The organism is Methylobacterium sp. WL119, from assembly GCF_008039875.1.
Classification (GTDB): Bacteria; Pseudomonadota; Alphaproteobacteria; order Rhizobiales; family Beijerinckiaceae; genus Methylobacterium.
Genome location: NZ_VRUU01000017.1, coordinates 25,260 through 49,038, shown reverse-complemented (window position 1 = coordinate 49,038; position 23,779 = coordinate 25,260). Strand labels below are relative to the sequence as shown.

The 23,779-nt window shown below is 70.5% G+C and carries 21 protein-coding genes; 12 read left to right on the top strand and 9 right to left on the bottom strand.

The features are described 5' to 3' along the window. The first annotated feature begins 75 nt into the window (after positions 1 to 75). The 8 genes from FV227_RS09480 to FV227_RS09445 all read left to right on the top strand — a co-directional run bounded on the left by FV227_RS09480 (position 76) and on the right by FV227_RS09445 (position 10,440). A complete protein-coding gene (locus FV227_RS09480; RefSeq protein WP_147858809.1) occupies positions 76 to 579 on the top strand; it encodes a pyridoxamine 5'-phosphate oxidase family protein in 504 nt (167 codons plus the stop codon). Between the two features lie 153 nt (positions 580 to 732). Then, a complete protein-coding gene (locus FV227_RS09475; RefSeq protein ID WP_147858808.1) occupies positions 733 to 2,028 on the top strand; it encodes a nicotinate phosphoribosyltransferase in 1,296 nt (431 codons plus the stop codon). Positions 2,029 to 2,206: 178 nt separating this feature from the next. Then, positions 2,207 to 3,664, top strand: coding sequence for an MmgE/PrpD family protein (locus FV227_RS09470; protein WP_147858807.1), 1,458 nt, complete (start codon positions 2,207 to 2,209; stop codon positions 3,662 to 3,664). A gap of 123 nt (positions 3,665 to 3,787) precedes the next feature. Continuing rightward, positions 3,788 to 5,758 (top strand): AI-2E family transporter, encoded by a 1,971-nt coding sequence (locus FV227_RS09465; protein WP_147858806.1) that lies wholly within the window; start codon positions 3,788 to 3,790, stop codon positions 5,756 to 5,758. A 58-nt stretch (positions 5,759 to 5,816) separates the two neighbouring features. Beyond that, a complete protein-coding gene (gene hisN, locus FV227_RS09460) occupies positions 5,817 to 6,605 on the top strand; it encodes a histidinol-phosphatase (RefSeq protein WP_147725993.1) in 789 nt (262 codons plus the stop codon). 103 nt (positions 6,606 to 6,708) lie between these two features. Continuing rightward, positions 6,709 to 7,830: a hypothetical protein gene (locus FV227_RS09455; protein ID WP_147858805.1), complete on the top strand. Its 1,122-nt coding sequence runs from the start codon at positions 6,709 to 6,711 to the stop codon at positions 7,828 to 7,830. Positions 7,831 to 7,928: 98 nt separating this feature from the next. Continuing rightward, positions 7,929 to 9,374, top strand: a complete 1,446-nt coding sequence (locus tag FV227_RS09450; protein WP_147858804.1) for a YcjX family protein — start codon at positions 7,929 to 7,931, stop codon at positions 9,372 to 9,374. Between the two features lie 34 nt (positions 9,375 to 9,408). Further along, on the top strand, positions 9,409 to 10,440 hold the full coding sequence (locus FV227_RS09445) for a TIGR01620 family protein (RefSeq protein WP_147727460.1): 1,032 nt from the start codon (positions 9,409 to 9,411) through the stop codon (positions 10,438 to 10,440). 3 nt (positions 10,441 to 10,443) lie between these two features. On the opposite strand, the gene FV227_RS09440 is transcribed toward FV227_RS09445, so the two are convergent. The 6 genes from FV227_RS09440 to FV227_RS09415 form a co-directional block, all read right to left on the bottom strand. After that, positions 10,444 to 10,686 (bottom strand): hypothetical protein, encoded by a 243-nt coding sequence (locus tag FV227_RS09440; RefSeq protein ID WP_147727461.1) that lies wholly within the window; start codon positions 10,684 to 10,686, stop codon positions 10,444 to 10,446. A 100-nt stretch (positions 10,687 to 10,786) separates the two neighbouring features. Then, positions 10,787 to 11,338 carry an alpha/beta hydrolase gene (locus FV227_RS09435; protein ID WP_147727462.1) on the bottom strand — a complete coding sequence of 184 codons (552 nt, stop codon included), beginning with the start codon at positions 11,336 to 11,338 and terminating at the stop codon, positions 10,787 to 10,789. Between the two features lie 95 nt (positions 11,339 to 11,433). Then, a complete protein-coding gene (locus FV227_RS09430) occupies positions 11,434 to 12,204 on the bottom strand; it encodes a hypothetical protein (RefSeq protein WP_147858803.1) in 771 nt (256 codons plus the stop codon). Positions 12,205 to 12,259: 55 nt separating this feature from the next. Further along, positions 12,260 to 12,631 carry a DUF3618 domain-containing protein gene (locus tag FV227_RS09425; protein ID WP_147727464.1) on the bottom strand — a complete coding sequence of 124 codons (372 nt, stop codon included), beginning with the start codon at positions 12,629 to 12,631 and terminating at the stop codon, positions 12,260 to 12,262. Positions 12,632 to 12,636: 5 nt separating this feature from the next. Continuing rightward, positions 12,637 to 13,068, bottom strand: coding sequence for a phage holin family protein (locus FV227_RS09420; RefSeq protein ID WP_147727465.1), 432 nt, complete (start codon positions 13,066 to 13,068; stop codon positions 12,637 to 12,639). Between the two features lie 11 nt (positions 13,069 to 13,079). After that, positions 13,080 to 13,559: a hypothetical protein gene (locus FV227_RS09415; RefSeq protein ID WP_147858802.1), complete on the bottom strand. Its 480-nt coding sequence runs from the start codon at positions 13,557 to 13,559 to the stop codon at positions 13,080 to 13,082. Positions 13,560 to 13,907: 348 nt separating this feature from the next. Between FV227_RS09415 and FV227_RS09410 the strand changes: the two genes are divergently transcribed. The 4 genes from FV227_RS09410 to FV227_RS09395 all read left to right on the top strand — a co-directional run bounded on the left by FV227_RS09410 (position 13,908) and on the right by FV227_RS09395 (position 20,132). After that, complete coding sequence (locus tag FV227_RS09410) at positions 13,908 to 15,329, top strand: trehalose-6-phosphate synthase (RefSeq protein WP_147858801.1); 1,422 nt, start codon at positions 13,908 to 13,910, stop codon at positions 15,327 to 15,329. A 118-nt stretch (positions 15,330 to 15,447) separates the two neighbouring features. Further along, positions 15,448 to 17,568 carry a glycogen debranching protein GlgX gene (gene glgX / locus FV227_RS09405; RefSeq protein WP_147858819.1) on the top strand — a complete coding sequence of 707 codons (2,121 nt, stop codon included), beginning with the start codon at positions 15,448 to 15,450 and terminating at the stop codon, positions 17,566 to 17,568. 73 nt (positions 17,569 to 17,641) lie between these two features. After that, entirely contained in the window at positions 17,642 to 18,952 is a 1,311-nt protein-coding gene (locus FV227_RS09400; RefSeq protein ID WP_187274737.1) for a glycosyltransferase family 2 protein, read from the top strand. 31 nt (positions 18,953 to 18,983) lie between these two features. Next, the gene (locus FV227_RS09395) at positions 18,984 to 20,132 is read left to right on the top strand and encodes a glycosyltransferase family 4 protein (protein WP_147728382.1); all 1,149 of its coding nucleotides are present in this window, start codon (positions 18,984 to 18,986) and stop codon (positions 20,130 to 20,132) included. Positions 20,133 to 20,142: 10 nt separating this feature from the next. Here the strand turns inward: FV227_RS09395 and FV227_RS09390 are convergent, their stop codons facing one another. The 3 genes from FV227_RS09390 to FV227_RS09380 form a co-directional block, all read right to left on the bottom strand. Beyond that, on the bottom strand, positions 20,143 to 20,997 hold the full coding sequence (locus tag FV227_RS09390) for a class I SAM-dependent methyltransferase (protein ID WP_147728381.1): 855 nt from the start codon (positions 20,995 to 20,997) through the stop codon (positions 20,143 to 20,145). A gap of 145 nt (positions 20,998 to 21,142) precedes the next feature. Beyond that, on the bottom strand, positions 21,143 to 22,885 hold the full coding sequence (locus FV227_RS09385) for a hypothetical protein (RefSeq protein ID WP_147858800.1): 1,743 nt from the start codon (positions 22,883 to 22,885) through the stop codon (positions 21,143 to 21,145). Between the two features lie 97 nt (positions 22,886 to 22,982). Beyond that, on the bottom strand, positions 22,983 to 23,594 hold the full coding sequence (locus tag FV227_RS09380; protein ID WP_147858799.1) for an urease accessory protein UreE: 612 nt from the start codon (positions 23,592 to 23,594) through the stop codon (positions 22,983 to 22,985). Positions 23,595 to 23,779: the final 185 nt, after the last annotated feature.

Below are 23,779 nucleotides of genomic sequence, written 5' to 3'. Positions count from 1 at the left end.
TCCGTTGTGACACGACCGCCGGCGCGGGCGGCAGGGAGAGCCGGTGCGCCGTCACCATCTGGAGAGACCTACGCGATGCATCAGGGCAATCACCGCGACCACGAGGGCGCGAAGAAGCTGTTCGAGCTGGTCAAGGACGTCAAAGTGGCGATGATGACCACCGCCGACTCCGACGGCACGCTCAACAGCCGTCCGATGTGGAACAACGACATCGACGAGAACGGCGACCTGTGGTTCTTCACCAAGCTGCACACGCCCAAGACCGCCGAGATCGGCCGGGACAACCAGATCAACTTGTCGTACTCCGACCCGTCGAGCCAGACCTACGTCTCCATCGCCGGCAAGGCGGAGATCGTCAGCGACCAGGCGATCATCGACGCCAAGTGGACCGAGAGCCTGAAGACCTGGTTCCCGAACGGCAAGGACGACCCCGAGGTGGCGCTGCTCCGCATCCACCCCGAGCAGGGCGAGTACTGGGACAGCCCGAACAGCAAGATGCTGCACCTGTTCGGTTACGTGAAGGCCTCGCTCACCGGTGAGAGCCCGAAGACGGAGACCAAGAAGGTCGACCTCGCCTGATCGCGGCGGCCTGAGCCACCTTCGCGACGACAGGCGGCGTGCCCGGTGCGGCGCGCCGCCTTTTTCGTGCCCGCGCCGCCGCCTCCGTTGACACGGGCCCGCCGGTCATGCGCCCTCGGGGCTCCGTGACGCCCGCCCCGAGGTTCCAAAGACATGCTCGATCTCGCGCGGCGGGTGCACGACCACAATTTCGGCATCGACCCGATCGTGCGGTCGCTGCTCGACACCGACTTCTACAAGCTGCTGATGGCGCAGACGATCCTGCGCCGACACCGCGACGTGGCGGTGACCTTCGGCATCAACAACCGCACGACCCGCATCCGCATCGCCGACGAGGTCGACGCCGGCGCGCTGCGCGAGCAGCTCGATCACGCCCGCTCCCTGCGCCTGTCGCGTGGCGAGGCGACCTGGCTGCGCGGCAACGCCTTCTACGGGCGCCGCCGCATCCTGTCGGCCGATTTCATCGCCTGGTTCGAGGGGTTTAGGCTGCCCGAATACCAGCTCGAGGCGCGGGACGGGCAGTACGAGCTCACCTTCCACGGACCGTGGGTCGAGACCACGATGTGGGAGGTGCCGGCGCTCGCCATCCTGAACGAGCTGCGCTCGCGCGCCGTGCTGCGCGACCTCGGCAAGCTCGACCTGCAGGTGCTGTACGCGCGGGCGATGACGCGGGTCTGGGAGAAGATCGAGCGCCTGCGCAAGCTGTCCGACCTGTCGATCGCCGATTTCGGCACCCGTCGCCGACACGGCTTCCTGTGGCAGGACTGGTGCGTGCAGGCGATGGACGAGGGCTTGGGCTCCAAGCGCTTCCTCGGGACCTCGAACTGCTTGATCGCGCTCCGCCGCGAGGTCGAGGCGGTCGGCACCAACGCGCACGAGCTGCCGATGGTCTACGCGGCCCTGGCCGAGGATGATGCGGCGCTCGCCCGCGCGCCCTACGACGTGCTGCGCGACTGGCAGGAGGATTACGAGGGCAACCTTCTCGTCGTGCTGCCCGACACCTACGGCACCACCGGCTTCCTCGCCGGCGCGCCCGACTGGCTCGGCGACTGGACCGGCATCCGCATCGATTCGAAGGACCCGATCGAGGGCGGCGAGGAGGCGATCGCGTTCTGGCGCTCCCGCGGCGCCGACCCGCGCGAAAAGCTCGCGATCTTCTCCGACGGGCTCGACATCGACACGATCGAGCGGATCCACGCACATTTCTACGGGCGCCTGCGGATCGGTTACGGCTGGGGCACCCTGCTCACCAACGATTTTCGCGGGCTGGTGCCGGAGGGCCGGCTCGATCCGATCTCGATCGTCTGCAAGGTGACCCATGCCAACGGGCGCCCGACGGTGAAGATCTCCGACAACCCGACCAAGGCGCAGGGGCCGGCGGACGCCGTCGCGCGCTACAAGCGGGTGTTCGGCGTCGGCGCGCAGGATGCGATGGCGGTGGTGGTCTGAGCCGGCCGATCGCGCCGGCCCCCGGCGCAGCTTCCATTGAAGTCGTGTCACAGACTGAAGATTGAAATTACGCGGTCCCCGTTCGTGGTGGGCGTGCGCTATGTCCCGCCCCGATACCGGCGCGTCGCCTTCCGAGGAGGCGCGCGAACCAAGCCGGAACAGCAGGGACGCGGATGCCATGTCACGGATCGATCGACGCGCGCTGATCGGAGCAGCGGGTCTGGCGCTCGCAGGCCCCACCCTCGGGGGTTCGGCACATGCCGCGGATGCTCCTGCACCGAAGCCAGCCGAGGCGAAGGACGTCACCCGCACGCTGGCGCGCTGGGTCGTGAACGCCCGGTTCGAGGATCTACCCGAGGCGGTGCGCCGGGAGGCGACGCGAACCTTCCTGAACTGGGTCGGCGTCGCCATCGGCGGCTCGCATCACGAGACGCTGGACGTAGCGGTCTCCGCACTCGCACCGTTCTCGGGGCCGCCCCAGGCCGGCCTGTTCGGCCGCACCGAGCGCTTCGACATCATGAACGCGGCGTTCCTCAACGGCGTGTCGAGCCACATCTTCGATTACGACGACACCCACCTGAAGACCGTCATCCACCCGGCCGGCCCGGTCGCCTCGGCGATCCTCGCCTATGCCGAGATGCACCCGGTCTCGGGGCGCGACTTCCTCGACGCGCTGGTGCTCGGAATCGAGACCGAGTGCCGGATCGGCAACGCGGTCTATCCCAACCACTACGACGTCGGCTGGCACATCACCGGCACCGCCGGCGTGTTCGGGGCGGCGGCCGCCGCCGGCAAGCTGATGGGCCTCACCGAGCAGCAGATGGTGTTCGCCCTGGGGCTGGCCGCCTCGCAGCCGGTGGGCTTACGCGAATCGTTCGGCTCGATGAACAAGAGCTTCAACCCCGGCCGCGCCGCCACCAACGGCCTGTTCGCCGCGATCCTCGCGGCCAAGGGCTTCACCTCGTCGGACGGCATGCTCGAGGCCAAGCGTGGCTGGACCAACACCGTCTCGACCAAGCAGGATTATCGCGAGATCACCGAGGGGCTCGGCACGCGGTACGAGAGCCTGCTCAACACCTACAAGCCGTTCGCCTGCGGCATCGTCATGCATCCGGCGATCGATGCCGCGATCCAGCTTCGCGACGAGGAGCACCTGAAGCCCGAGCAGATCGCGCGCGTCGACCTGAAGGTGCATCCCCTCGTGCTCGAGCTCACCGGCAAGACCGCCCCGCAGGCGGGATTGGAAGGCAAGTTCAGCATCTACCACGCGGTCGCCGTCGCGCTGGTCGAAGGCGCGGCCGGCGAGAAGCAGTTCAGCGACCGCGCCGTTCGCGACCCCGTCGTCGTCGCGTTGCGCGACAAGGTCGTGCCGGTTGTCACGCCGGGGATCGCGGCGGCACAGGTCGACATGACCGTCACGCTCGCCGACGGGCGCACGCTGCACCGCCGCATCGAGCACGCGATCGGCAGCGTCGAGCGTCCGATGAGCGACGCCGCCCTGGAGCGCAAGTTCACCGATCTCGCCGACGGCGTGCTGCCCGCGGCGCAGGCCCGCCGGGTGATGAGCCTGTGCTGGTCGCTCGATACGCTCAAGGATGTCGGCGACGTGATTCGCGCAGGGGTTGCGCAAGCCTGACGATCACGAGCCCGTGAAAACCCGCCGCAACGGGAGGGATCGTTTCGCGGCGCCGTGCCGTTCCCCGTTCGCACCGGCGAATGCACGGGCGTTGCGGGCGTGAGCCTACGGTTCGGTGGCGGCATGGCGACGAAGACAGACGACCCTCCCATCCCGGTGCCGTCTCCCACCCGGATCGCCGCCGCCGAGACCCCGAAATCGGCGCTGGTCTCACCGGTCCTCGTCAGCGCGATCATCATCGCGGCGCTCTATGTCGGGCGCGAGATCTTCATCCCGATCGTCATCGCGGTTCTGTTGTCCTTCGTGCTCGGACCGCTGGTCGCGCTCCTGCGCCGCTGGCACCTGCCCCGCGTCGTCGCGGTCGGCTCCGCGGTGGTGTTCACCCTCGGCATCGTCGCCGCCCTGGCGACGCTGATCGGCGTCCAGGTCGCCGGCCTCGTCGGCGACGCGCCGCGCTACCGCTCGACGATCGAGCGCAAGATCGAGGGCCTGCGCGACAGCCCGGTCGCGCATCTCACCGATTACGTCGCCAATATCGGCCGGGCGATCCACGATGCCGGCAACACCGAGAAGGCGCCGAAGCCCGAGGCGGAGGCGAAGCCCGGCCCCGAAACCAAGCCGGCGCGGCCGGCCTCGGAACCGGCTCCCGTCCTCGTCGAGATGCGCCAGACGCCGCCCGGCCCGCTGGAGACGGCGAGCACCCTGCTCTCCCCGGTGATGCAGCCGCTGGCCACCACCGGCATCGTCTTCGTCGTGCTGCTGTTCGTCCTGATGCAGCGCGAGGATCTGCGCGACCGGATGATCCGCCTCGCCGGATCGAGCGACCTGCACCGCACCACCGTCGCGATGGACGACGCCGCGCGGCGGCTCAGCCGCTACTTCGTGGTGCAGCTGGCGCTCAACACCGCCTTCGGGCTGGTGGTCGGCATCGGCCTCTACGTCATCGGCGTGCCCAACCCGGTGCTGTGGGGCATCGTCTCGGCGATGATGCGGTTCGTGCCGTATATCGGCGCCTTCCTCTCGGCCCTGCTGCCGCTCCTGCTGGCGGCGGCCGTCGATCCGGGCTGGGACATGGTGATCGCCACCGCGATCCTGTTCCTTGTGCTGGAGCCGCTGACGGGCCAGATCGTCGAGCCGATGCTCTACGGCCATTCCACCGGCCTCTCGCCGTTCGCGGTGCTGATCTCGGCTCTCTTCTGGACCTGGCTGTGGGGGCCCGTCGGGCTTCTGCTCTCGACGCCGCTGACGGTCTGCCTCGTCGTGCTGGGGCGGCACATCGACAAGCTCGAGTTCCTCGACGTGCTGTTCGGCAACCGCGCCGCCCTGACGCCTGTCGAGAACTTCTACCAGCGCATCCTCGCCGACGACCCGGAAGAGGCGCAGGAGCACGCCGAGCTGATCCTGCAGACCTGCTCGCTGTCGGCCTATTACGACGACGTGGTTCTGAAGGGCCTCGAGCTCGCCGCCCGCGACGCCGCCCGCGGCGTGCTGACCCTCGAGCAGAAGACCGACATCCGCGCCTCCGTCAGCGAGCTCGTCGACGCGCTCGCCGAGCGCGACGACCGGGTTCCCGTCGCGCCTGCGGCCGATGCCGACGACGGTGCCGAGGGGGATGCGAAGGCCGATCCCGAAGCGGCGCAGCCAAGCCGGGAGGAGATCCCGCCGGCGTGGTCTCGCGAGGGCGCGGTGCTGTGCGTCGCGGGGCGGGGCTTCATCGACACGCCGGCGGCCGCGATCCTCGCACAGCTCCTCGCCAAGCGCGGGCTCGGGACGCGGATCGTACCGTTCGGCGACGTGTCGCGCGCGAAGATCGCCGATTTCGACCCCGGCGAGGCGCAGATGACTTGCATCGTCTCCCTGGCGATCAGCGGAGAGCCGGGGCACCTGCGACGGCTCGTCGATCGCCTTCGGCGCCGGATGCCCGACGTCCCGATCGTCGTCGGGCTGTGGCAAGCGGACGACGATGCCGCCGGCCGCGGCAGCATCCCGGCGGCCGAGCACGTCTCGTCGCTCGCCAGCGCCGTCGACACGGTGCTGGCCCATGTGCACGCCGAGCCGGAGCCGTCCCCCATGCCGGTGGCTGCGCAGGCTTGACGGAAACGGCCGAAACCCGCCTTCCTGCCGCGATGCAGGATCGAACGGGGAAAAGCCGATGAGCGTCGTCGAACTCGGCCGGTTCATGGACGATCTCGCCGACGCGTCGGGCCAGGCGATCCTGCCGTTCTTCCGTGCCCAGTATGCGCTGACCGACAAGGCGGCGGGCACGGCCGCGTTCGATCCCGTGACCGAGGCCGACCGCGCCGCCGAGCTGGTCCTGCGCAACATGATCCGCGGTCGGTTTCCCGCCCACGGCATCCTCGGTGAGGAGTTCGGCTCGGAGCGGCTCGACGCGGAATGCGTCTGGGTGCTCGATCCGATCGACGGCACCCGCGCCTTCATCACCGGCATCCCGACCTGGGGAACCCTGATCGGCCTGACTCGGAAAGGGAGCGCCGTGCGCGGCCTGATGCACCAGCCCTATCTCGGCGAGCGCTTCACCGGCGATGGACGCACCGCACGCCTGCGAAGCTCGCGCGGCGAGCGCACGCTCCATACCCGCCGCTGCTCCGACCTGTCGGCGGCGATGCTCGCCACCACCGATCCGCGGTTGTTCACGGACGGCGCGGAAGCCGATCGGTTCCGGGCCATCGAGGGTCGCGTGCGCATGTCGCGCTACGGCACCGACTGCTACGCCTATTGCATGCTGGCTTCGGGCCAGATCGACCTCGTCGTCGAGGCCGGCTTGAAGCCCTACGACATCGTCGCGCTGATCCCGATCGTCGAGGGTGCGGGCGGCGTCATCACCGCCTGGGACGGCGGTCCCGCGACCAGCGGCGGCCGCATCGTCGCCGCCGGCGATCCGCGCATGCACGCGGCGGCGCTGGCGATTCTCAACCCGTAACCGGTCGGCGCCCGAAACCACATTGCGACCCGTCTCGACGAACTGAACCGTCCATGCGCCCCGGCCGTTCCTGGTCGTCCGCAACGCTTCCTCCCGGCTGCCCGTGCTCCTCGCCGCACTCCTTCTCCTGACGACGCTGCCGCCGCTGGCCGAAGGGTCTGTTGACGCGCTCCGGGCGCACGCGGTCGGCTTGCAAACGCCGTCGGTCGAGGCGGCACCGTATTATCAGCACGTCGCGCGGGCGGTCTCGAACTGGCGAGGCCAGGCCGGTACCGAGCTTCGGCCGGTCTCGCTCGCCCTGGTCGCGCAGGTGGCACCCACCGAGCCGGCCTACGTCGCACGCTGCGCCAAGCTCAACAATTACTGGTGCATCAAGAGCGCGCGCTGGTCGGGCGAGATCGGTGCCGACGCCGAGGGGCATACCGGCTTCGCCACCGCGGCGGACGGCGCCGACGCCGCGGCCGGGCTGCTCCGGCGATACTACCGGGATTATGGACGCCGCACGGCCCTGGCGATCGTGCGCCGCTGGGCGCCGGCCTCCTGCGGCGTCTCCACCGCTCCGCTTGCGGCCAGGGCCAAGCCGACCGCCCTCGCGCCGCGCGGGATCGGGGGCACGCTTCGGGCCCGCTTCCTGGCGCGCCACCTTCCCGGCGGCGCCCGGCGCGGCGTCTCGCGGGCGCCGCGCACCGCCCTGCGGGTGCAGCCCTGGTCGCCGCTCGCCCGGATGAGCGGCCATCCGGCCCGGCGCCCGTCGATCCAGGCCAGGGCGATGCAGAAACCCGTCGCGGATATCGCGACCGGCCTCGCCGACAGGCCGACGCCGACCGTACGGTTTCCGGCCCCGCGCGGGGCGGACGATCCCGCCGCGCTCCTCGACCGCAAGGTGCCGTCGCCGGATCGCCTCGTGGCCGATTCGACCCTGTTGCCGATGATGGTCTCCGGCCTGGCGATGGGGGATCTGCGTGCACCGGCCCCGCTCTGCGGCAACGACGAGGTCCGGATCGGCAACTACGCGGCCGCCATCGCCAGGAGCGTGGGCCTGCGCGCCACGGACGACCTCGCGCTGTTCTCGCCCGACGGCAGCCCGCTGCCGAACCTCGCCCCCGTCATGCGCGCGATGTCGGGGGTCGAGCTCGGCGCGTTGCACGCGGGTCCGCCCCTCGTGGAGGCGGCGATCGCCCGGCTCGGTCCGACCCCCGCGGCGACGGCCGATGCGGCCAAGTAGCCTTCACCGAGCCTTGTCGCGGCCCCCTCCCCGCGCCACCTGAGCGGCGACGGCCGACCGGTTGGCCCTTCGCGTTTCCCGAGCCCCCGAGCCCGCCCTTGCCCATCCAGAGTTTCGCCGCGCGTGCCGGCTCCGCGGTCAAGGCCTTCGCGGAAGCTTCGAGCGACTTCCTGATCCAGCCGACTCTGCGGCTCGGCGTCACCGGGCTCGCCCGCTCGGGCAAGACCGTGTTCACAACCGCCCTCATCCACCATCTTGTCGAGAGCCATGCGCTCCCCGCCTTCGCCCCGGCGCAGGAGGGACGCCTGCGCCGCGCCCGCCTCGTGCCGCAGCCGGACGACGACGTTCCGCGCTTTCCCTTCGAGGAGCATTTCTCGGCGCTGACGGAGTCCCGCCTCTGGCCGCGTTCCACCGATCGGATCAGCCAGTTCCGGCTCGCGATCGAGTACGAGCGCGCCGGCGGCTGGCGCTCCGGCCCGGGCACGCTGATGCTCGACGTCGTCGACTATCCCGGCGAATGGCTGCTCGATCTCGCGCTCCTGGAGCAGAGCTACACAGCGTGGTCGCGGGCGACCATCGCCGGGACCCGGCGCGCCGGCCGCGGCGGGATGGCCGCGCCGTGGCTCGCGATGCTGAGGGGGCTCGATCCGGCGGGGCCTCTAGACGAGGTGGTGGCCGAGCGGGCGAGCGCCGCCTTCACCGCCTATCTCGCGGCTCTCCGCGCCGGCCCGGAGATGGTGGCGACGACGCCGCCGGGCCGGTTCCTGATGCCGGGCGACCTCGCCGGCTCGCCGGCCCTGACCTTCGCCCCGCTCGACGAGCTGCCCGAGACGATCGCGCCGGGCACGCTCGCCGGGCTGATGGAGCGGCGCTTCGAGGCCTACAAGGCCAAGGTCGTCGTGCCGTTCTTCCGCGATCACTTCCAGCGCGTCGACCGACAGATCGTGCTGGTCGACGTGCTGGCCGCCGTCGATGCCGGGCCGGCGGCGCTGGCGGAGCTGGAGGAGGCGCTGGATTCCGTCCTGCTCAGCCTGAACATCGGCCGCAACACGCTGCTCTCGCGGCTGTTCGCACCGCGGGCCGACCGGATCATGTTCGCCGCGACGAAGGCAGACCACCTGCACCAGACCAGCCACGATCGGCTCGAAGCGCTGCTGCGCCTGCTGGTGTCGCGCGCCATGCGCCGGACGGAGGCCGCCGGCGCCCGTGTCGGCACCGTGGCCCTGGCGTCGGTCCGCGCCACCCGCGAGACCACGATCCACGACGGCGACGCCGTGCTGCGCGCCGTCGCCGGGACGCCGGAGGCCGGCGAGACGGTCGGCGACGAGGTGTTCGACGGGACGGCCGAGGCCGCGGTGTTCCCAGGCCATCTCCCCGCCCGCCCGGAGGCGGTGCTCGAAGGCGCGGTCGAGCCCGGCTCGCTGCGGTTCCCGCGATTCCGCCCGCCATCGATCAAGCCCGACGCGCTGGGGCGTCCGGGCCACCTGCCGCAGATCCGCCTCGACCGGGCCATGCAGTTTTTGATCGGCGACAGGCTGACGTGATGGCGGCTCTGACGAGAACCCCGAGGACGATGCCGTGAGCTCGACCCAGCGCCCGCGCGCCTTCCGCATCCCCAGCGCCGATGCGCCCCCGGCCGTCGAGGGAATCCCTTCGATGCCGGCCGCCCCGACCGGCGTCCGCATCGTCGAGGATCCGGTCGAGATCCTCGACGCCGCCGACGGCACGCCCGTGCCGGTGGCGAAGTCGCGCGGCGTTCCGTGGGGCGGCCTGCTGCTGTCGGCCGCGGGCGGCCTCGTCTCCCTCGGGGTCGGCTTGTCGGTCGAGCGGCTGATCGCCGATCTGTTCCAGGCGGCGCCCTGGCTCGGCGGCGTCGCGCTCGCGCTCCTGGCGCTCGCCGGCCTCGCTCTCCTGGCGATCATCGTGCGCGAGGTGCGCGGGCTGTGGCGGGAGCGCAAGATCGAGCACCTGCGCCAGGCCGCCGTCGCGGCGATCGCGACCCGCGATCACAGTGCGGCGCAGGGGGTGGTTCGGGATCTCGCCGCCTTCTATGCGGATCGAACGGCGTTGGCGGCGGGCCGGCAGCGGCTCGAGGCTTCCGCCGACGCGATCCTCGACGTCGACGATCGCATCGGCCTCGCCGAGCACGAGCTGCTGAGCCCGCTGGACCGGCAGGCGCGCAATGCCATCGCCACCGCCGCCAAGCAGGTCTCGGGCGTGACCGCGCTCAGCCCGCGGGCAATCGTGGACGTGGCGTTCGTGATCTATTCCGCCGTGCGGCTGCTGCGCCGGATCGCGGCGATCTACGGCGGACGCCCGGGCTTCCTCGGCTTCCTGCGCCTGGCCAGAGCCGCCTTCGCCCACCTGACCGTCACTGGCGGAATGGCGGTCGGCGAGAGCATGATTCAGCAGGTGCTCGGCCTCGGCATCGCGGCGCGGGTCTCGGCCAAGCTCGGCGAGGGCGTGCTCAACGGCCTGATGACCGCGCGCTTCGGCCTCGCGGCCCTCGCGGTCTGCCGCCCGCTGCCGTTCGTGCGCGAGGCTCCGCCGCGCCTGTCGGTTGTCGCCGGCGAGCTTCTCCGCCCGGCCGAGCCGGAGCCGAAGCCGTGATGCTCAGGATTGCGCGCGCTTCTGTACCGCCTCGACGTTGCGGCGGTTCGCGATGCGGGTGAACATGTTGCCGGTGTAGTCGGCGACCTTCGGCTTCTCCACGGCCACGAGCTGGGCCTCGAACGCCTCGATGCGCTTGAGCAGCGCGGCGTCGCCGAAGATCGAGCTGTTGAAGGAGGTGTGGGCGCGCTCGCCCAGCGCCGTCTGCACGGCGTCCAGTCGCACCAGAAGCTCTTTTCGCGTCACGTCGATCTCCCGCGGGCCGGATCGCCCGTGATCCGGCACCCATCAGCGCGGGCTTGGGTAAACGAGAGGTTAACCGCCGGGCGCGATCGAGCCGACGGGCTCAAAGATCCTTCATGAACCCGGCCAGCCGCATCAGCCCCTCGGGCCACGGCCCATGGCCGCTCGCGACGTTGACGTGGCCGGATTCGCCGGCGTCGACCAGGGCCGATCCCCAGGCCGCGGCGAAATCCTCCGCGCGCTCGTAGCGGCAGTACGGATCGGTTCGGCTCGCCACCAAGAGCGACGGGAACGGCAGCGGCGCGCGCGGCAGCGGCGCGAAGGCGCGCACGCTGTCGGGCAGGTTCGGCGTCTCCTCGACATCCGGCAGCGCCACGAACAGCGCCCCGACGACGCGTCCTTCGGCAAGCTTCGGCACCGCCTCGACGCAGGCGACGACGCCGAGGCTGTGGGCGATGAGGATGACGGGCCGTATCGCGGCCGCGACCGCCTCGACGACGCGGCCGCACCAGGCCTCGGGCTCGGGCGCATGCCAGGACTGCTGCTCGACCACGCGGGCGGTCGACATGCGGCCGGCCCAGCGCGCCTGCCAGTGGCCCTCTTCCGAGCCGCCCAGGCCCGGAACGATCAGGATGTCGCAATCGGCGGTCTTCATGGTCGCGTGCCTACCGTCTCTCGGCGCGAGGGTCGAGAACGAAGAAAGGCGGCACCTCGCGGTGCCGCCTCTCGGATCGGGTCGATCGCGCCGGCTCAGAGCCGGTGCGCGGTACGGTCTTCGCCCTCATACGTGGGCTCGGTCTTGAGGCCGGCCTTCTGCGCCGCGGTCTGGATGTTGTCCGGGTCAAGGGCGGTCTCGACGAACTCGCGGCCACGGCTGGTGAACTCGCGGGCGTAGCGCAGGCCCTGGTCGCGGACCTCGTCGGCATAGGGACCGATGTTGCGGTCCTCCTGGCGCGTACGCGGGAGCAACGCGCCGAGAAGCAGGCCCGCAGCGACGCCGACGACGCCGACCAGCAGCGGGTTCTCGGTCACAAACTGCTCGACGGCGGTGCGACCGCGATCGAGCCGGTCGCTGCCGCGCACCACCGCGTCGTCGATCCGGCGCATGTGGTCGCGATGGACGCCGGAGACCCAGTTGCGGGCCTCGTCGGCCGCACCGCCGAGGCGATCGCGGACGTCGTCGGCCAAGTCGGCAGCACGATCGCGCGTGCGATCGGCGAAGTCCGCGGCCCGATCCGCCGCATCGCCCGCCGCCGCGCGAGCCTGACCGGCGACGCTGCCGACATCGGGTCCGGGACCGGCCTGATGATCGTGCGGCGACGCGTCGGGCCGTCCGATCGGATCGCGGAGGCCCGTGGGATCCGCCCGCAGGGTGTGGTCGGCCGCCTTCGCATGCGGGTCGAGGTGGACCGGGTCCAGGCCGGCGGCGTGCAGGCCCTGGTCGACCTTCGCGCCGGCGGCCCGGGCGAGGTCGTCCGGTAGGTGGTTGTCGGTCGTGGCCGACTTGCTCGTATCGCTCATGGCGTGATCCTTCAGAACTCGTACGCGGCTGGCAATGTCCGCAGGTGGCGGCCCGTCAGGCGCGGGTTTCGTCCATCAGCGAGGGTTTCGGCTGGCGGGTGGGCAGATCCGGATCGTAGACCCGGGCCGCCCCGTCGTTGAGCACCGGGACGCGCTCGGCCGAAGCCTGCGTCCGGCGGCGCGTCGCGTCCTGGGACATCCGATGCAGCAGCCAGCCGACGCCGGCGGCGATCAGCAGGACGGGAACCGGATTGCGGCGGACCGCTTCGAGCGCTCCGTCGTAGGCACCGCTGACGGCGGGTGCGCGGCGGGCGTTGCCGAGCATCTCGTCGACGAGGCTGGACACCGAGAGGCGGCCCTGGATGCGGTCGATGGTCTCGTCGAGGCGCGCGCGGCTCTCCTCGATGTCCCGCTCCATCTCGTTCATCGAACTCATCCGGACACTCTCTCGGAAAGGGCGCGGGCGTCCTGGCGGACCTGCCGGCCGGTACGGGTGGGCGTGAGCGTCGAGAACGACAGGGCGCTGCGTCCCCACAGCGCCATCCCGATCGCAACGACCAGGAGGACGCCGCCGACGATGAGGGCCGAGAGCCATTCCGAGCCGACGATCGTCGCCAGCCATTTCACGAAGGCGCCGATCAGCACGAGCAGGGCGACGACGGAGAAGACCGCCGAAGCCATGAGGCAGACGATGCCGATGATCAGCGAGCGGACGTTCCGCGCCATCTCGGCGCGGAACAGGGCGATCTCCTTGCGGGCGAGGTCGTTGGTCTCGCGCAGCGCGTCGCCGATGAGGCTCTGGATGCTGCCGGCGGGCGACGCACCGGAGGAGCCGGGGGGTGGGGTCTGCGATCCGGTCGACATGGCCGGGCCGCTCACGCGCGGAAGCTGTCGCGGGCGTCGCCTTCCGGCGGCAGGCTCGACGACTTGATGAAGCGCGCGGCGATGAAGCCGGCGACGAACGTTCCTACCGCGACCGCGACCGGTGCACGGCGGGCGAAGGCCTCGGCATCGCCGTAGAAGTCGGCGAAGCTGCGCGACTCGATCGAGCCGCCGAGCTGGCTCAGGCCGTCGGCAGCGCTGTCGAAGAACGCCTTGATGTTCGGGCGATCCTCGAAGTCCTTGCTCGAATCGCGCAGGGTCTTGGCGAGATCGTGGACGGACTGCGCCGCGTCGTTCTTGCGGCCCTCGACGAAGGTCTGCGCCTGAACCCGAGCTGCATCCATCAGGCCGCGCCCGCGCTCGGCCGCGACGTCGGCCAACCCCTCGACGTCGCCCTTCAGGCCGCGCCACTCGGCCTGCTCGCTGGCTGCGGCCTTGGCCGGATCGGGGTGGGGGATCTCGGACGCGGCCATGAGGGGACTCCTTCGAACACGGGGTCTTAGCGGGGCGATGTTCGCCTGAGTAACATCGTCCACGTCCGGGGGTTCCGGGGACGACGGCACATCCGCGGCTCAGCCTCCGTTCAGGGGCGATCGGCCAAGGTTCGCTCCTGCCTCCGCCGCCCCGCGCGGCGGGGACGGATGCGGGGACAGGCCCCGGATTTCGTCGTGACGGCCGCAAACGATCGCTTGACCCGCGGCAGTCATTCGCGCTTGGCTAACCCTACGGATCGCGCCGACCTCTCGCGCGTTCACGATGGCAAGAAACGTTGACGTTGCGCGTTCCACGCCGGCGCGCTTGAGGATCCGGAGCCCACCTGAGTGGCACGCCTTGTGATCGTATCGAACCGCGTTGCGGTTCCGGAAGAAGGCGGCAAGGCGGTCGCCGCCGGCGGCCTCGCCGTCGCCGTGAAGGAGGCCTTCACCGCCTACGAAGGTCTCTGGTTCGGGTGGAGCGGCAACATCAGCGAGGAGCCCTCAGAGGAACCGACGCTGATCGATCGGGACCGCGTCCAATACGCGGTGGTCGACCTATCGCCGCAGGATCACAAGGAATACTACGCCGGCTTCGCCAACCGGGCGCTGTGGCCGATCATGCATTACCGGCTCGGTCTCGGGGCGTTCTCGCGCTCGGACTACGCCGGCTATTGCCGCGTCAACCGCATCTTTGCGCGGGCGCTCGCCAAGCTCGTCGAGCCCGACGACATCATCTGGGTCCACGACTACCACCTGCTGCCGATGGCCGCCGAGCTTCGCGGCCTCGGCCTCGCCAACCCGATCGGCTACTTCCACCACATCCCGTGGCCGGCCGCCGACGTGTTCAACACGCTGCCGGCGAGCAACGACCTGCTCCGCGCCATCGCCGACTACGACCTGATCGGCCTGCAGACCGACCCGGACGTGCAGAACCTGTCCCGCAACCTGATCGACACCCTGCGGGCGATCCCGCTCGGCGGCGGCTCGCTGATGGTCGACGGGCGCCGGACCCGGATCCGCAGCTTCCCGATCGGCATCGACGTCGCCGGCTTCAAGGACGCGGCGGAGAAGGCGGGCTCGAACAAGGTGGTGCGCGAGACGATGGCGGGCCTGCGCACCCGCAAGCTGCTGATCGGCGTCGACCGGCTCGACTATTCCAAGGGCGTGCCCGAGCGGATGGAGGCGGTGGAGCGCTTCTTCGCCTCGAACCCCGACCAGCGCGGCAACGTCACCTACATCCAGATCACGCCGAAGTCCCGCAGCGAGGTGCCGGAATACGAGCAGCTCTCGCGCACCGTCAACGAGACGGTCGGCGAGATCAACGGCGCGCTCGGCGACCCGGCGTGGACGCCGATCCAGTACGTCACCAAGGCCTATCCGCGCCCGGTTCTGGCCGGGCTGTATCGCGCCGCCCGCGTCGGCCTCGTGACGCCGATGCGCGACGGCATGAATCTCGTGGCGAAGGAATACGTCGTCGCCCAGAGCGAGGACGATCCCGGCGTGCTCGTGCTCTCAAAATTCGCCGGTGCGGCACGGCAGTTGCCCGAAGCGCTGATGGTGAACCCCTACGACCGCTTCGAGGTCGCGGAGGCGATCCGGACGGCCCTGTACATGCCGCGCAGCGAGCGCCTGGAGCGCTGGAAGCCGATGGTCGAGCGCATGACCCGCGAGGATGTCGATTGGTGGGCGCGCAATTTCCTCTCCGAGCTCGAGAACTTCCGCACCGTCGAGCGCGAGCCGCCGACGACGGCCGCCGCGGCGGAGTGATCTCGGGGCGGACGTCGTCGTTCTCCACGGCCCATGCGGCCCGGCGGCTTGATCCGGGATCGCGGATGCGTCCACACCGGCTCCGGGCCGGGGGGACCATTCCGTGTCGCAGTCACGCATGATCGCCGTCGACGACGGCGTGCCGGCGCCTCTGGGCGCCCATTTCGACGGGCGCGGCGTCAACTTCGCGCTCTTCTCCGAGCACGCGACGGCGGTCGACCTTTGCCTGTTCGAGCCGGGCGAGCGCCACGAGAGCCGCACGATCCGCCTGCCCTGCCGCAGCGACGACATCTGGCACGGCTACCTCCGCGGCGTCCTGCCGGGCCAGCTCTACGGCTACCGGGTGCACGGGCCGTGGGAGCCGGCGCGCGGCCACCGCTTCAATCCGTCGAAGCTCGTCCTCGACCCTTATGCCCGCGAGATCCGCGGACGGATCCGCTGGCACGACGCCCTGTACGGCCACCGCCGCGGGCTGCAGCGCGAGGATCAGATCGACCTGCGCGACAGCGCGGTCTACATGCCGAAATCCGTCGTCACCGCGCCGGAGGTTCCGAACCTCGCGCTGCAGCCGATCCGCCGCCCGCTCTCCGAGACGGTGATCTACGAGGCGCACGTCAAGGCGCTGACGATGACCCATCCGGCCGTGCCGGAAGCCGAGCGCGGCACCTATGCGGCGCTGGCCCATCCGGCGATCGTCGAGCACCTGTGGAAGCTCGGCGTCACCGCGCTCGAGCTGCTGCCGATCCAAGCCTTCGCCGACGACCGCTTCCTGGTCGACAAGGGGCTGGTGAACTTCTGGGGCTACTCGCCGCTCGGCTACTTCGCGCCCGATCCGCGCTATCTCGGCGACGGCGGCCTCGGCGGCCTGAAGGCGGCGATCCGCGAGCTGAACGCCGCCGGCATCGAGACGATCCTCGACGTGGTCTACAACCACACCGCCGAAGCCGGCCATGCCGGGCCGACCTTGTCGTTCCGTGGCATCGACAACGCCAGCTACTACAAGCTCGACCCCGACAATCCCCGCCGCGACGTCGATTGCACCGGCTGCGGCAACACCCTGGACGTCGCTCACCCGCGGGTGATGCAGATGGTGCTGGATTCGTTGCGCCACTGGGCGACCGCCTACGGCATCGCCGGCTTCCGCTTCGACCTCGCCACCAGCCTCGGCCGGGCGCCCTCCGCATTCTCGGCCGAGGCCGCATTCTTCCAGGCGGTGGCGCAGGATCCGGTGCTGGCGCGGGTGAAGATGATCGCCGAACCCTGGGACCTCGGCGAGAACGGCTATCGCCTCGGCGGCTATCCGCGCGGCTGGAGCGAGTGGAACGATCAGTTCCGCGACGCCGCCCGTGGCTTCTGGCGCGGCGATGCCGGCCAGCTGGCCAAGCTGACCCAGGGGCTGACCGGCTCGCGCGAGGTGTTCGCGCCGTCGGGCCGCTCGCCGCTCGCCAGCATCAACTTCGCTGCGACCCATGACGGCTACACGCTCGCCGACGTGGTTGCCTACGAGGAGAAGCACAACGCCGAGAACGGCGAGGACAACCGCGACGGCCACGGCCACAACGTCTCGCGCAACTACGGCGTCGAGGGGCCGACCGACGACCCGGCGATCCTCGCCATCCGCGCCCGCCAGAAGCGCAACCTGCTCGCCACCGTGATGCTGGCGCAGGGCGTGCCGATGCTGCTGATGGGCGATGAGCGCTCGCGCACGCAGCGCGGCAACAACAACGCCTATTGCCAGGACAACCCGACGAGCTGGATGGACTGGTCGACCGATCCCGACCCGGATCTCGGCGCCTTCGTCTCGAACCTCACGCGCCTGCGTCGGGAGAGGCCGGCCCTTCGCCGTCGGCAGTTCTTCGACGGCACGCCGATCGCCCCCGGGAGCACCCTGCGCGACGTGCATTGGCTCTCGCCCTGCGGCGCGGAGATGAATTCCGACGCCTGGGCCGACGAGAGCCGTCGCGCCTTCGGGATGCAGATCGGCAACGACCTCGATCACGGCCGCATCCTGATTTTGATCAATGCCGATCCCCAGCCCTGCGACTTCCGCCTCGCCGCGGTGATCGGCGGGCCGTGGCAGACGGTCCTCGACACCACCGCCGCGACCGGCGCGGTCGCACCGGACGCCGCCGCGCACGCGGCGGAGGCGATCGTGCCGCTGCCCGGCCGCGCGATCCTGGTGCTGGCCGAGGCCGATGCCCGACCCGCGCGAGCGTCGGGCCGCTTCGTCAGCGCCTGAGCGGCCGCCGAAACCGAATCGCAACGCTTTGCAAACCATCCTGCCGCCCGGGCGAGACGCGGGTGGAAGCGGCATGGGCGGGCAGGACCGGGGCGGGCAGAACCGGGAGATCGCCGCCGACGCGGCGGCGGCCACGATCGACGTCTCGATCGTGATGCCGTGCCTCGACGAGGTGCGTGCCCTGCCGACCGCGATCGCCAGCGCGCGCGCCGCCCTCGAGACCCTCGCCGCCAAAGGCTTGGCCGGGGAGATCGTCATCGCCGACAACGGCAGCACAGACGGCAGCCAAGCTTTGGCCGAAAGCCTCGGCGCGCGGGTGGTGCCGGTCGCGGAGCGCGGCTACGGCGCGGCCCTCGCCGGCGGCTTCCAGGCGGCGCGCGGGCGCTACCTGGTGATGGGCGACGCCGACGGCTCCTACGAATTCCGCGACTCCGTCGCGATGGTCGAGGCTCTGCAGGGAGGCGCCGACCTGTGCATGGGCTCGCGCTTCCGCGGCGGGATCGCGCCCGGCGCGATGCCGTGGAAGAACCGCTACATCGGCAACCCGGTGCTCACCAGCATCCTTAACCTGCTGTTCCGCACCGGCGTCGACGACGCGCATTGCGGCCTGCGGGCGCTGACCAAGGGCTGCGTCAAGCGTTTGGCGCTGCGCGGCAGCGGCATGGAGTTCGCCAGCGAGATGGTGATCAAAGCGGCGCTGAAGGGCGAGCGCATCGCCGAGGTGCCGGCCACGCTCTCGCGCGACGTGCGCGGCCGCCCGCCGCACCTGCGCCCCTGGCGCGACGGCTGGCGCCACCTGCGCTACCTGCTGATGCTGAGCCCGACCTGGGCGTTCGCGGTCCCGGCAGGCGTGATGGGCGGTGCGGGCCTGCTCATCCTGCTGGCCGCTGGGATCAGCCTGTTCGTCGCGGAGCCGACCCAGATCCTGTTCGGCAACTATTGGGTCATCCTCGCCGGCGCCCTCGTCGGCCTCGGCCATAGCACGGCGCTGCTGGCCGCGGCGACACACTTGTACGGGGTGCGCGCCGGGTATCGCCGGCCAGCGGCTTCGCTCGTTCGGTGGTCGCGCTGGGTGTCCCTCGAGACGATGCTCGCCGGGGGCACCGCCTGCTTCGCTGCGGGGCTGGCAGTCCTTCTCGGCGTCGTCGGCTATTGGTCACACAACGGCTACGGCCCAATCGGAACGATGCTGCCCGCCGTTGTCGGCACCTCGCTGCTGGTCGTCGGAACGCAGACCGGGCTCGGTGGCTTCCTCCTCGCCGTCATCGGTGGCAACGAGGCGGCGTTTCTCGCTCGTGACAAGTCTTCCAACTTGATCGAAGGCGCCTCGAACGAGGTTGATCCCGATCGGATCGGCAAGCGTAGCTTGCGCCGTGCGGCTTAGGCGCGTGGCGACCGCTCAGACAAAGCGGCACGTGTGCCTCGTCTACGATTGCCTCTACCCGCACACGATCGGCGGCGCCGAGCGCTGGTACCGCAATCTCGGCGACGCTCTGGCGGCGGCGGGGCACCGCGTCACCTATCTCACGCTGCGTCAATGGCCCGAGGGGGAGACTGCGCAGGTCCCGAACGTGGACGTCGTTGCGGTCGGCCCGCGGATGGCCCTCTACGGGGCCGGAGGCAACCGCAGGGTATTGCCGCCCATCGTCTTCGGCCTCGGCGTTTTATGGCATCTGCTCCGCCACGGGCGACGCTACGACGCGATCCATACCGCGTCTTTCCCGTATTTCTCCTTACTCGCCATCGGCCTCCTGCAGCCGATCCATCATTATCGCGTATCGGTGGATTGGTTCGAATTCTGGTCGTTCTCCTATTGGACGCGCTACCTCGGCCGGCTGGGCGGTCGCATCGGGTGGCTCGTTCAGGGACTCTGCCTGCGCTTGCCCCAGAATGCCTTCTGCTTCTCCATCCTCGTCGCGCGACGCCTGACGGCGCAGGGGCTGCGGGCTCGGCCGGAGATCCTTCGTGGGCTCTGCGCGCAGTTGCCGACGTCTCGGGAGCCGTCCCGCGCGGATCCCGTCGTCCTGTTCGCTGGCCGCCATATTCCTGAGAAGCAGGCTGCCGCGATCGTCCCGGCGCTCGCCCTGGCCGTCGCGGAGCGGCCGGACCTGCGTGCCCTCATCCTCGGCGACGGACCGGCACGGGGCGAGGTGCTCGACGCTGTCGATCGGGAGGGTCTCGGGGATCGCATCGACGTGCCGGGCTTCGTGTCCGCCGAGACAATGACCGAACATCTCGCGCGCGCGCTCTGCCTCATTCATCCGTCCGAGCGGGAGGGATACGGCCTCGTAGTGGTCGAGGCAGCCGCCCTCGGCACGCCGAGCATCCTCGTCCGGGGAGCGGACAACGCTGCGACGGAACTGGTGGAGGATGGCGTCAACGGGTTCGTCGCCGATAGCGCATCGCCCGAAGCCTTGGCCGAGGCGATCCTGCGCGTCGCGGCGGCCGGTCATACGCTTCGCTTGTCAACGGCCGCCTGGTTCGGGTGCCACGCGTCCAGCCTGTCGCTGGCATCGTCCCTCGATCGGGTGGTCGCTTCCTACCGTGCGGACCCGGCCGGGTAGATCCGACCTGTCATGCCCGCGTTCCGAAGACGAGAAGGCATGCCGCTGCATCGGGAGCGAGCGGCTGGTCACGCGGCGGCGCGAGATCGATGCCGAAGGCGGCAATATTGCCGAGGAGGCTCGCGATCGGGGCCGGCCACTGGCGGGGTCGTGTCGGGTCACGCAGTCCAAGGTCGCGCTGGATCTCGATCGGCCGGCTACGTTCGCCCAGAATCGTATAGAGCAGGCCACCGGTCATCCGCGACAGGTTCTCCCAGCGTCGGACCTGCCGGCCCTCGAGATACGTCTCGCAAGCTTCCACATCGAGGCCGTGGGCCGAGCACGTTTTCGTCCAAGCCGGCCCATCGAGATAATTTCGGTGCGCGATCCGCCGGTCGAGGGTCGCCAGATAGGTTTCGCGATCCGCACCGGGAAGCACGCTCCCGGCGAGAAGGTCGCGAAAGGCCGGAGCCGGCACCGTGAACAAGAAGCGTCCCTTGGGTTTCAGGACACGCGCGATCTCGGCCAAGGCTGCATCGAGGTCGTCGACGTGTTCCAGCACCGAGTTCGAGAGGGCGAAGTCAAGGCTGCCGTCCGGCTCCGGAACCGATCCGTCAGGGCTGTGGTGCAGTCGTTCGTAGAACGGGAATCGCCGTGCGGCGGCGATCTCCAGCGGATCGATATCGATGCCGATCAGGGGCCGCGAGCCGGCATGTCGAAGCAAGATGTCCGTCAGAATGCCGTCGCCGCATCCGAAGTCCAGGCCTGTCCCCTCGGGCAGGCCGTGCCGAACAAGGGCGCCGATCTCGATCGCACGCCAGAACGCGGTCGCCGGCTGTGCGGGGTAGGCCGCCATGAAGTCGCGAAGGAGCGTGCGTTCGATCACGGGATGGGCAACTCCGAAGGGAACCGGAAATTAGGTCGCCTTGGTTAACGATCCCGCCCGAAACGGCGTAAGGGGCTTTCCCGGGGGGCCGTCGCCTTGACGACCGGCGGCATTCGGAACGCGAGCCGGCGCCTGCCTCGCGCCTTTAGGGGACGGGCACGGCAGCCACCGAGCAGGGTATGGCCGGGACCGCGGGCGCCGTAAGTTCCTGCGCGAGGGCGATGCCGAACCGAGCGCCTTCGGTCTGTCCGAACAGCGCGATCGTCCGAGTGGCGCAGAGTTCGGCGAGCTTCTCCGTCGACAGCCGGCGCAGGAGAAGCACGGTCGGGCGTTCACGCAGGTACGGGTCGTTGCGGACGAGATCCATGCCGTAGACGAGGTTCGCATCGTCGACGAGGACGATGTCGGCCGGCGACCGGGCGATGGCCTCGACGGCTTTTGCATAGGGTGCGGCGAAGCGGTTCGCTTCGAGGGCGCGGCCGGGCACCAGGATCAGCACGGCAGCGATCCAGCCGAGGCCGAGGATGGCGGCGGCCACGCTTCGCCGGTGCGGGGCCGGTGTCCCGGTGATGCGGATCCACCCGTAAGCCGCGAGCAGGCTCGCATTGCCGATCAGCCCGTGGAGGTAGCGGTAGCCCCATCCGTGCCCCTGGTAGGGAAGCAGGACGAACATCGCTCCGACCGTGATGAAGAGGCCCGCCGCGAGCGGGCGGGCGAGACCTTCGCCGCGACGGATCGCCGGCCAGGCCAAAGCGGTCAGCGGCAGGAGGAGCGGGCTCTGCCATGCGGCGAAGCGGACGACGTTCATCGCCATGGTCTCCAGGCCGCGCCACTCGAAATCCCGCAGCAGCATGGCGACGCGCTCGACCATGAAGCCGCAACCGACCGCCTCGCCCTGCCCGGCGTAGCCCGTCGCGACCAGGAGGCCGTGCCAGTACAGCGTCCAGAAGGCCCCGATGGCGGCATAGGCGGCGAGATAGAGGGCGGCGAGGCGCCAGCGCCGGCCGGTGATGAGCCCGACCAGGAACGGCAGCGCGAAGAGCGGATGGAAGATCACCTGATGCAGGCCGCAGGCGAGGAATCCGGTCGCGATCGCGCCGCCATGCCCGTGGCGTCCGCCGCGCAGGAAGAGCTGCAGCCAGACGAAATTGAGCGCCAGATGCGCGGTCATCGCGTAGGGCGTCATTGCCGCTATGAGCACCTGCGGGCTCGTGGCCAGCATCAAGACCGCGACGAGGGCGGCGTCCGGCCGATCGGGCCACAGGCGGCGTGCGATCCCGGCGAGCGCGAGAACGGCGACCGCGAGGAGAACCGGGCCGGTGAGCGTCGGCGATGCGAACAGGGCGAAGGACGCGCGGAAAACCGCGTTGACCGGCAGGTAGGCGGAGACCCAGGCCGCATCGTTCGGCACCGGCAGCACGAAGCTCGTCGCCAGCGCCGGCACGCTGTGCCGCCATTCCGGCGCGATCGGCGCGATCGGGTGCCCGCCGAGGAACACCTTCGCATCGAAGTCGGCCATCACCTCGTCGTAGGACAACGGAACGCCGTGGAACACGACGAACGTTCCGATTAGCGTAACGAGCACGACGAGGAACGCGACGATCCCGATGCTGCGTGCCGGCGCCTGCGCGAGGCGCACCCAGCGCCCGAGGCCTTCCGGGATCGTGACGGTCGCCCCCAGCGCGAGGATGAAGGCGATGCCGGTGAGCCACAACGCGTCGGTGACGAAAAAGTAGTTGGTGATCGTCGGCGGGAGCGCGAGAACCTGCGGCAGGCCGAGCGCGGCCGCCAGCATCACGGCCGTACAAGCGAGGAGGGCGCGCCGAAGCGGGTCCGATCCCGCGATCCGGTCGCGCAGCGACGTCGACGGCGCTTGCGCTGGTTTCACGTCCCGACCTCGATCCCTCGTCGCCGTATCAGGATCGCAGGCGAGGCTTGCGATCCCGTGAAGCGTCGTCGGCCGGCGCGGTCGGCGGCGGGGCGTGTCAGTGATCGTGGCTGCAGCCGGGGCCATGCACGTGGGGCGCGTGATCGTGGGGCGCGGGATCGTGCGCGTGGTGATCGTGGCCACGATCGTCCGCGTGCGTGTGGTCGTGGCCATGGTCGCGATCGGCGTGGGCCGCGTGATCGTGGTGATCATGCGAATGGTCGTGGCCGCAGGTGCTGTGGTCGTGCGCCATGCGCTCGGGCCGGAAGGCGCGGTCGACCGGGCTCGCGGTGCAGCCCTGGCCGCGGACGAGCTCGGCCGTGGCCGGCGAGGCCGGGACGTGGAGCACCTCGGCGCCGATCTCGGCCGGGACGTGATTGCCGCCGAGCTGCCAGGCGAGGCGGATCAGGCGGGCCGGATTCTCGGCGCGGATCTCCAGCAGCGCCTCCGGGGCGGCCTTGACCGCGACCAGGCGGCCGTCGTCGAGGCGCAGGGCGTCGCCGTCCTCGAGCCCGGCGGCCTTGGTCAGGGCGAGGTCGATGTGCAGGCCGCCGGCGCTGTGGAGGTGTCCGTGCCGCGCCTGGCGCCCGGCATGATCGAGGCTGATCGTGTCGACGACCGCGTCGGGGCGGACCGCGGCCTTGCGGACGATCGTGGTGGCTCTCGGCATGGCACCCTCTCTCAGGCGTTGATCGGAAGGAACGAGGCTCGGGCCTCGCGGAACCCGCATCCGCAGGCTCTTACCCCGCACGATGCGCCGTGCCGAGGCCCATTCGCGCGCGGCCGGCCACGGGAACCGCGGCGCGGCCAGTCATCGCGGTCGCCGGCACGAGGTCGGGCCGAGCCCAGCTTTCC

Excerpts from the sequence above, each read along its gene's own strand:
- FV227_RS09480 (WP_147858809.1), top strand. The coding sequence starts at position 76 with ATGCATCAGGGCAATCACCGCGACCACGAGGGCGCGAAGAAGCTGTTC.
- FV227_RS09475 (WP_147858808.1), top strand. The coding sequence starts at position 733 with ATGCTCGATCTCGCGCGGCGGGTGCACGACCACAATTTCGGCATCGAC.
- FV227_RS09380 (WP_147858799.1), bottom strand. The coding sequence starts at position 23,594 with ATGCCGAGAGCCACCACGATCGTCCGCAAGGCCGCGGTCCGCCCCGAC.
- FV227_RS09425 (WP_147727464.1), bottom strand. The coding sequence starts at position 12,631 with ATGAACGAGATGGAGCGGGACATCGAGGAGAGCCGCGCGCGCCTCGAC.
- FV227_RS09470 (WP_147858807.1), top strand. The coding sequence starts at position 2,207 with ATGTCACGGATCGATCGACGCGCGCTGATCGGAGCAGCGGGTCTGGCG.
- hisN (WP_147725993.1), top strand. The coding sequence starts at position 5,817 with ATGAGCGTCGTCGAACTCGGCCGGTTCATGGACGATCTCGCCGACGCG.
- FV227_RS09400 (WP_187274737.1), top strand. The coding sequence starts at position 17,642 with ATGGGCGGGCAGGACCGGGGCGGGCAGAACCGGGAGATCGCCGCCGAC.
- FV227_RS09430 (WP_147858803.1), bottom strand. The coding sequence starts at position 12,204 with ATGAGCGATACGAGCAAGTCGGCCACGACCGACAACCACCTACCGGAC.
- FV227_RS09465 (WP_147858806.1), top strand. The coding sequence starts at position 3,788 with ATGGCGACGAAGACAGACGACCCTCCCATCCCGGTGCCGTCTCCCACC.
- FV227_RS09420 (WP_147727465.1), bottom strand. The coding sequence starts at position 13,068 with ATGTCGACCGGATCGCAGACCCCACCCCCCGGCTCCTCCGGTGCGTCG.
- FV227_RS09415 (WP_147858802.1), bottom strand. The coding sequence starts at position 13,559 with ATGGCCGCGTCCGAGATCCCCCACCCCGATCCGGCCAAGGCCGCAGCC.
- glgX (WP_147858819.1), top strand. The coding sequence starts at position 15,448 with ATGATCGCCGTCGACGACGGCGTGCCGGCGCCTCTGGGCGCCCATTTC.
- FV227_RS09435 (WP_147727462.1), bottom strand. The coding sequence starts at position 11,338 with ATGAAGACCGCCGATTGCGACATCCTGATCGTTCCGGGCCTGGGCGGC.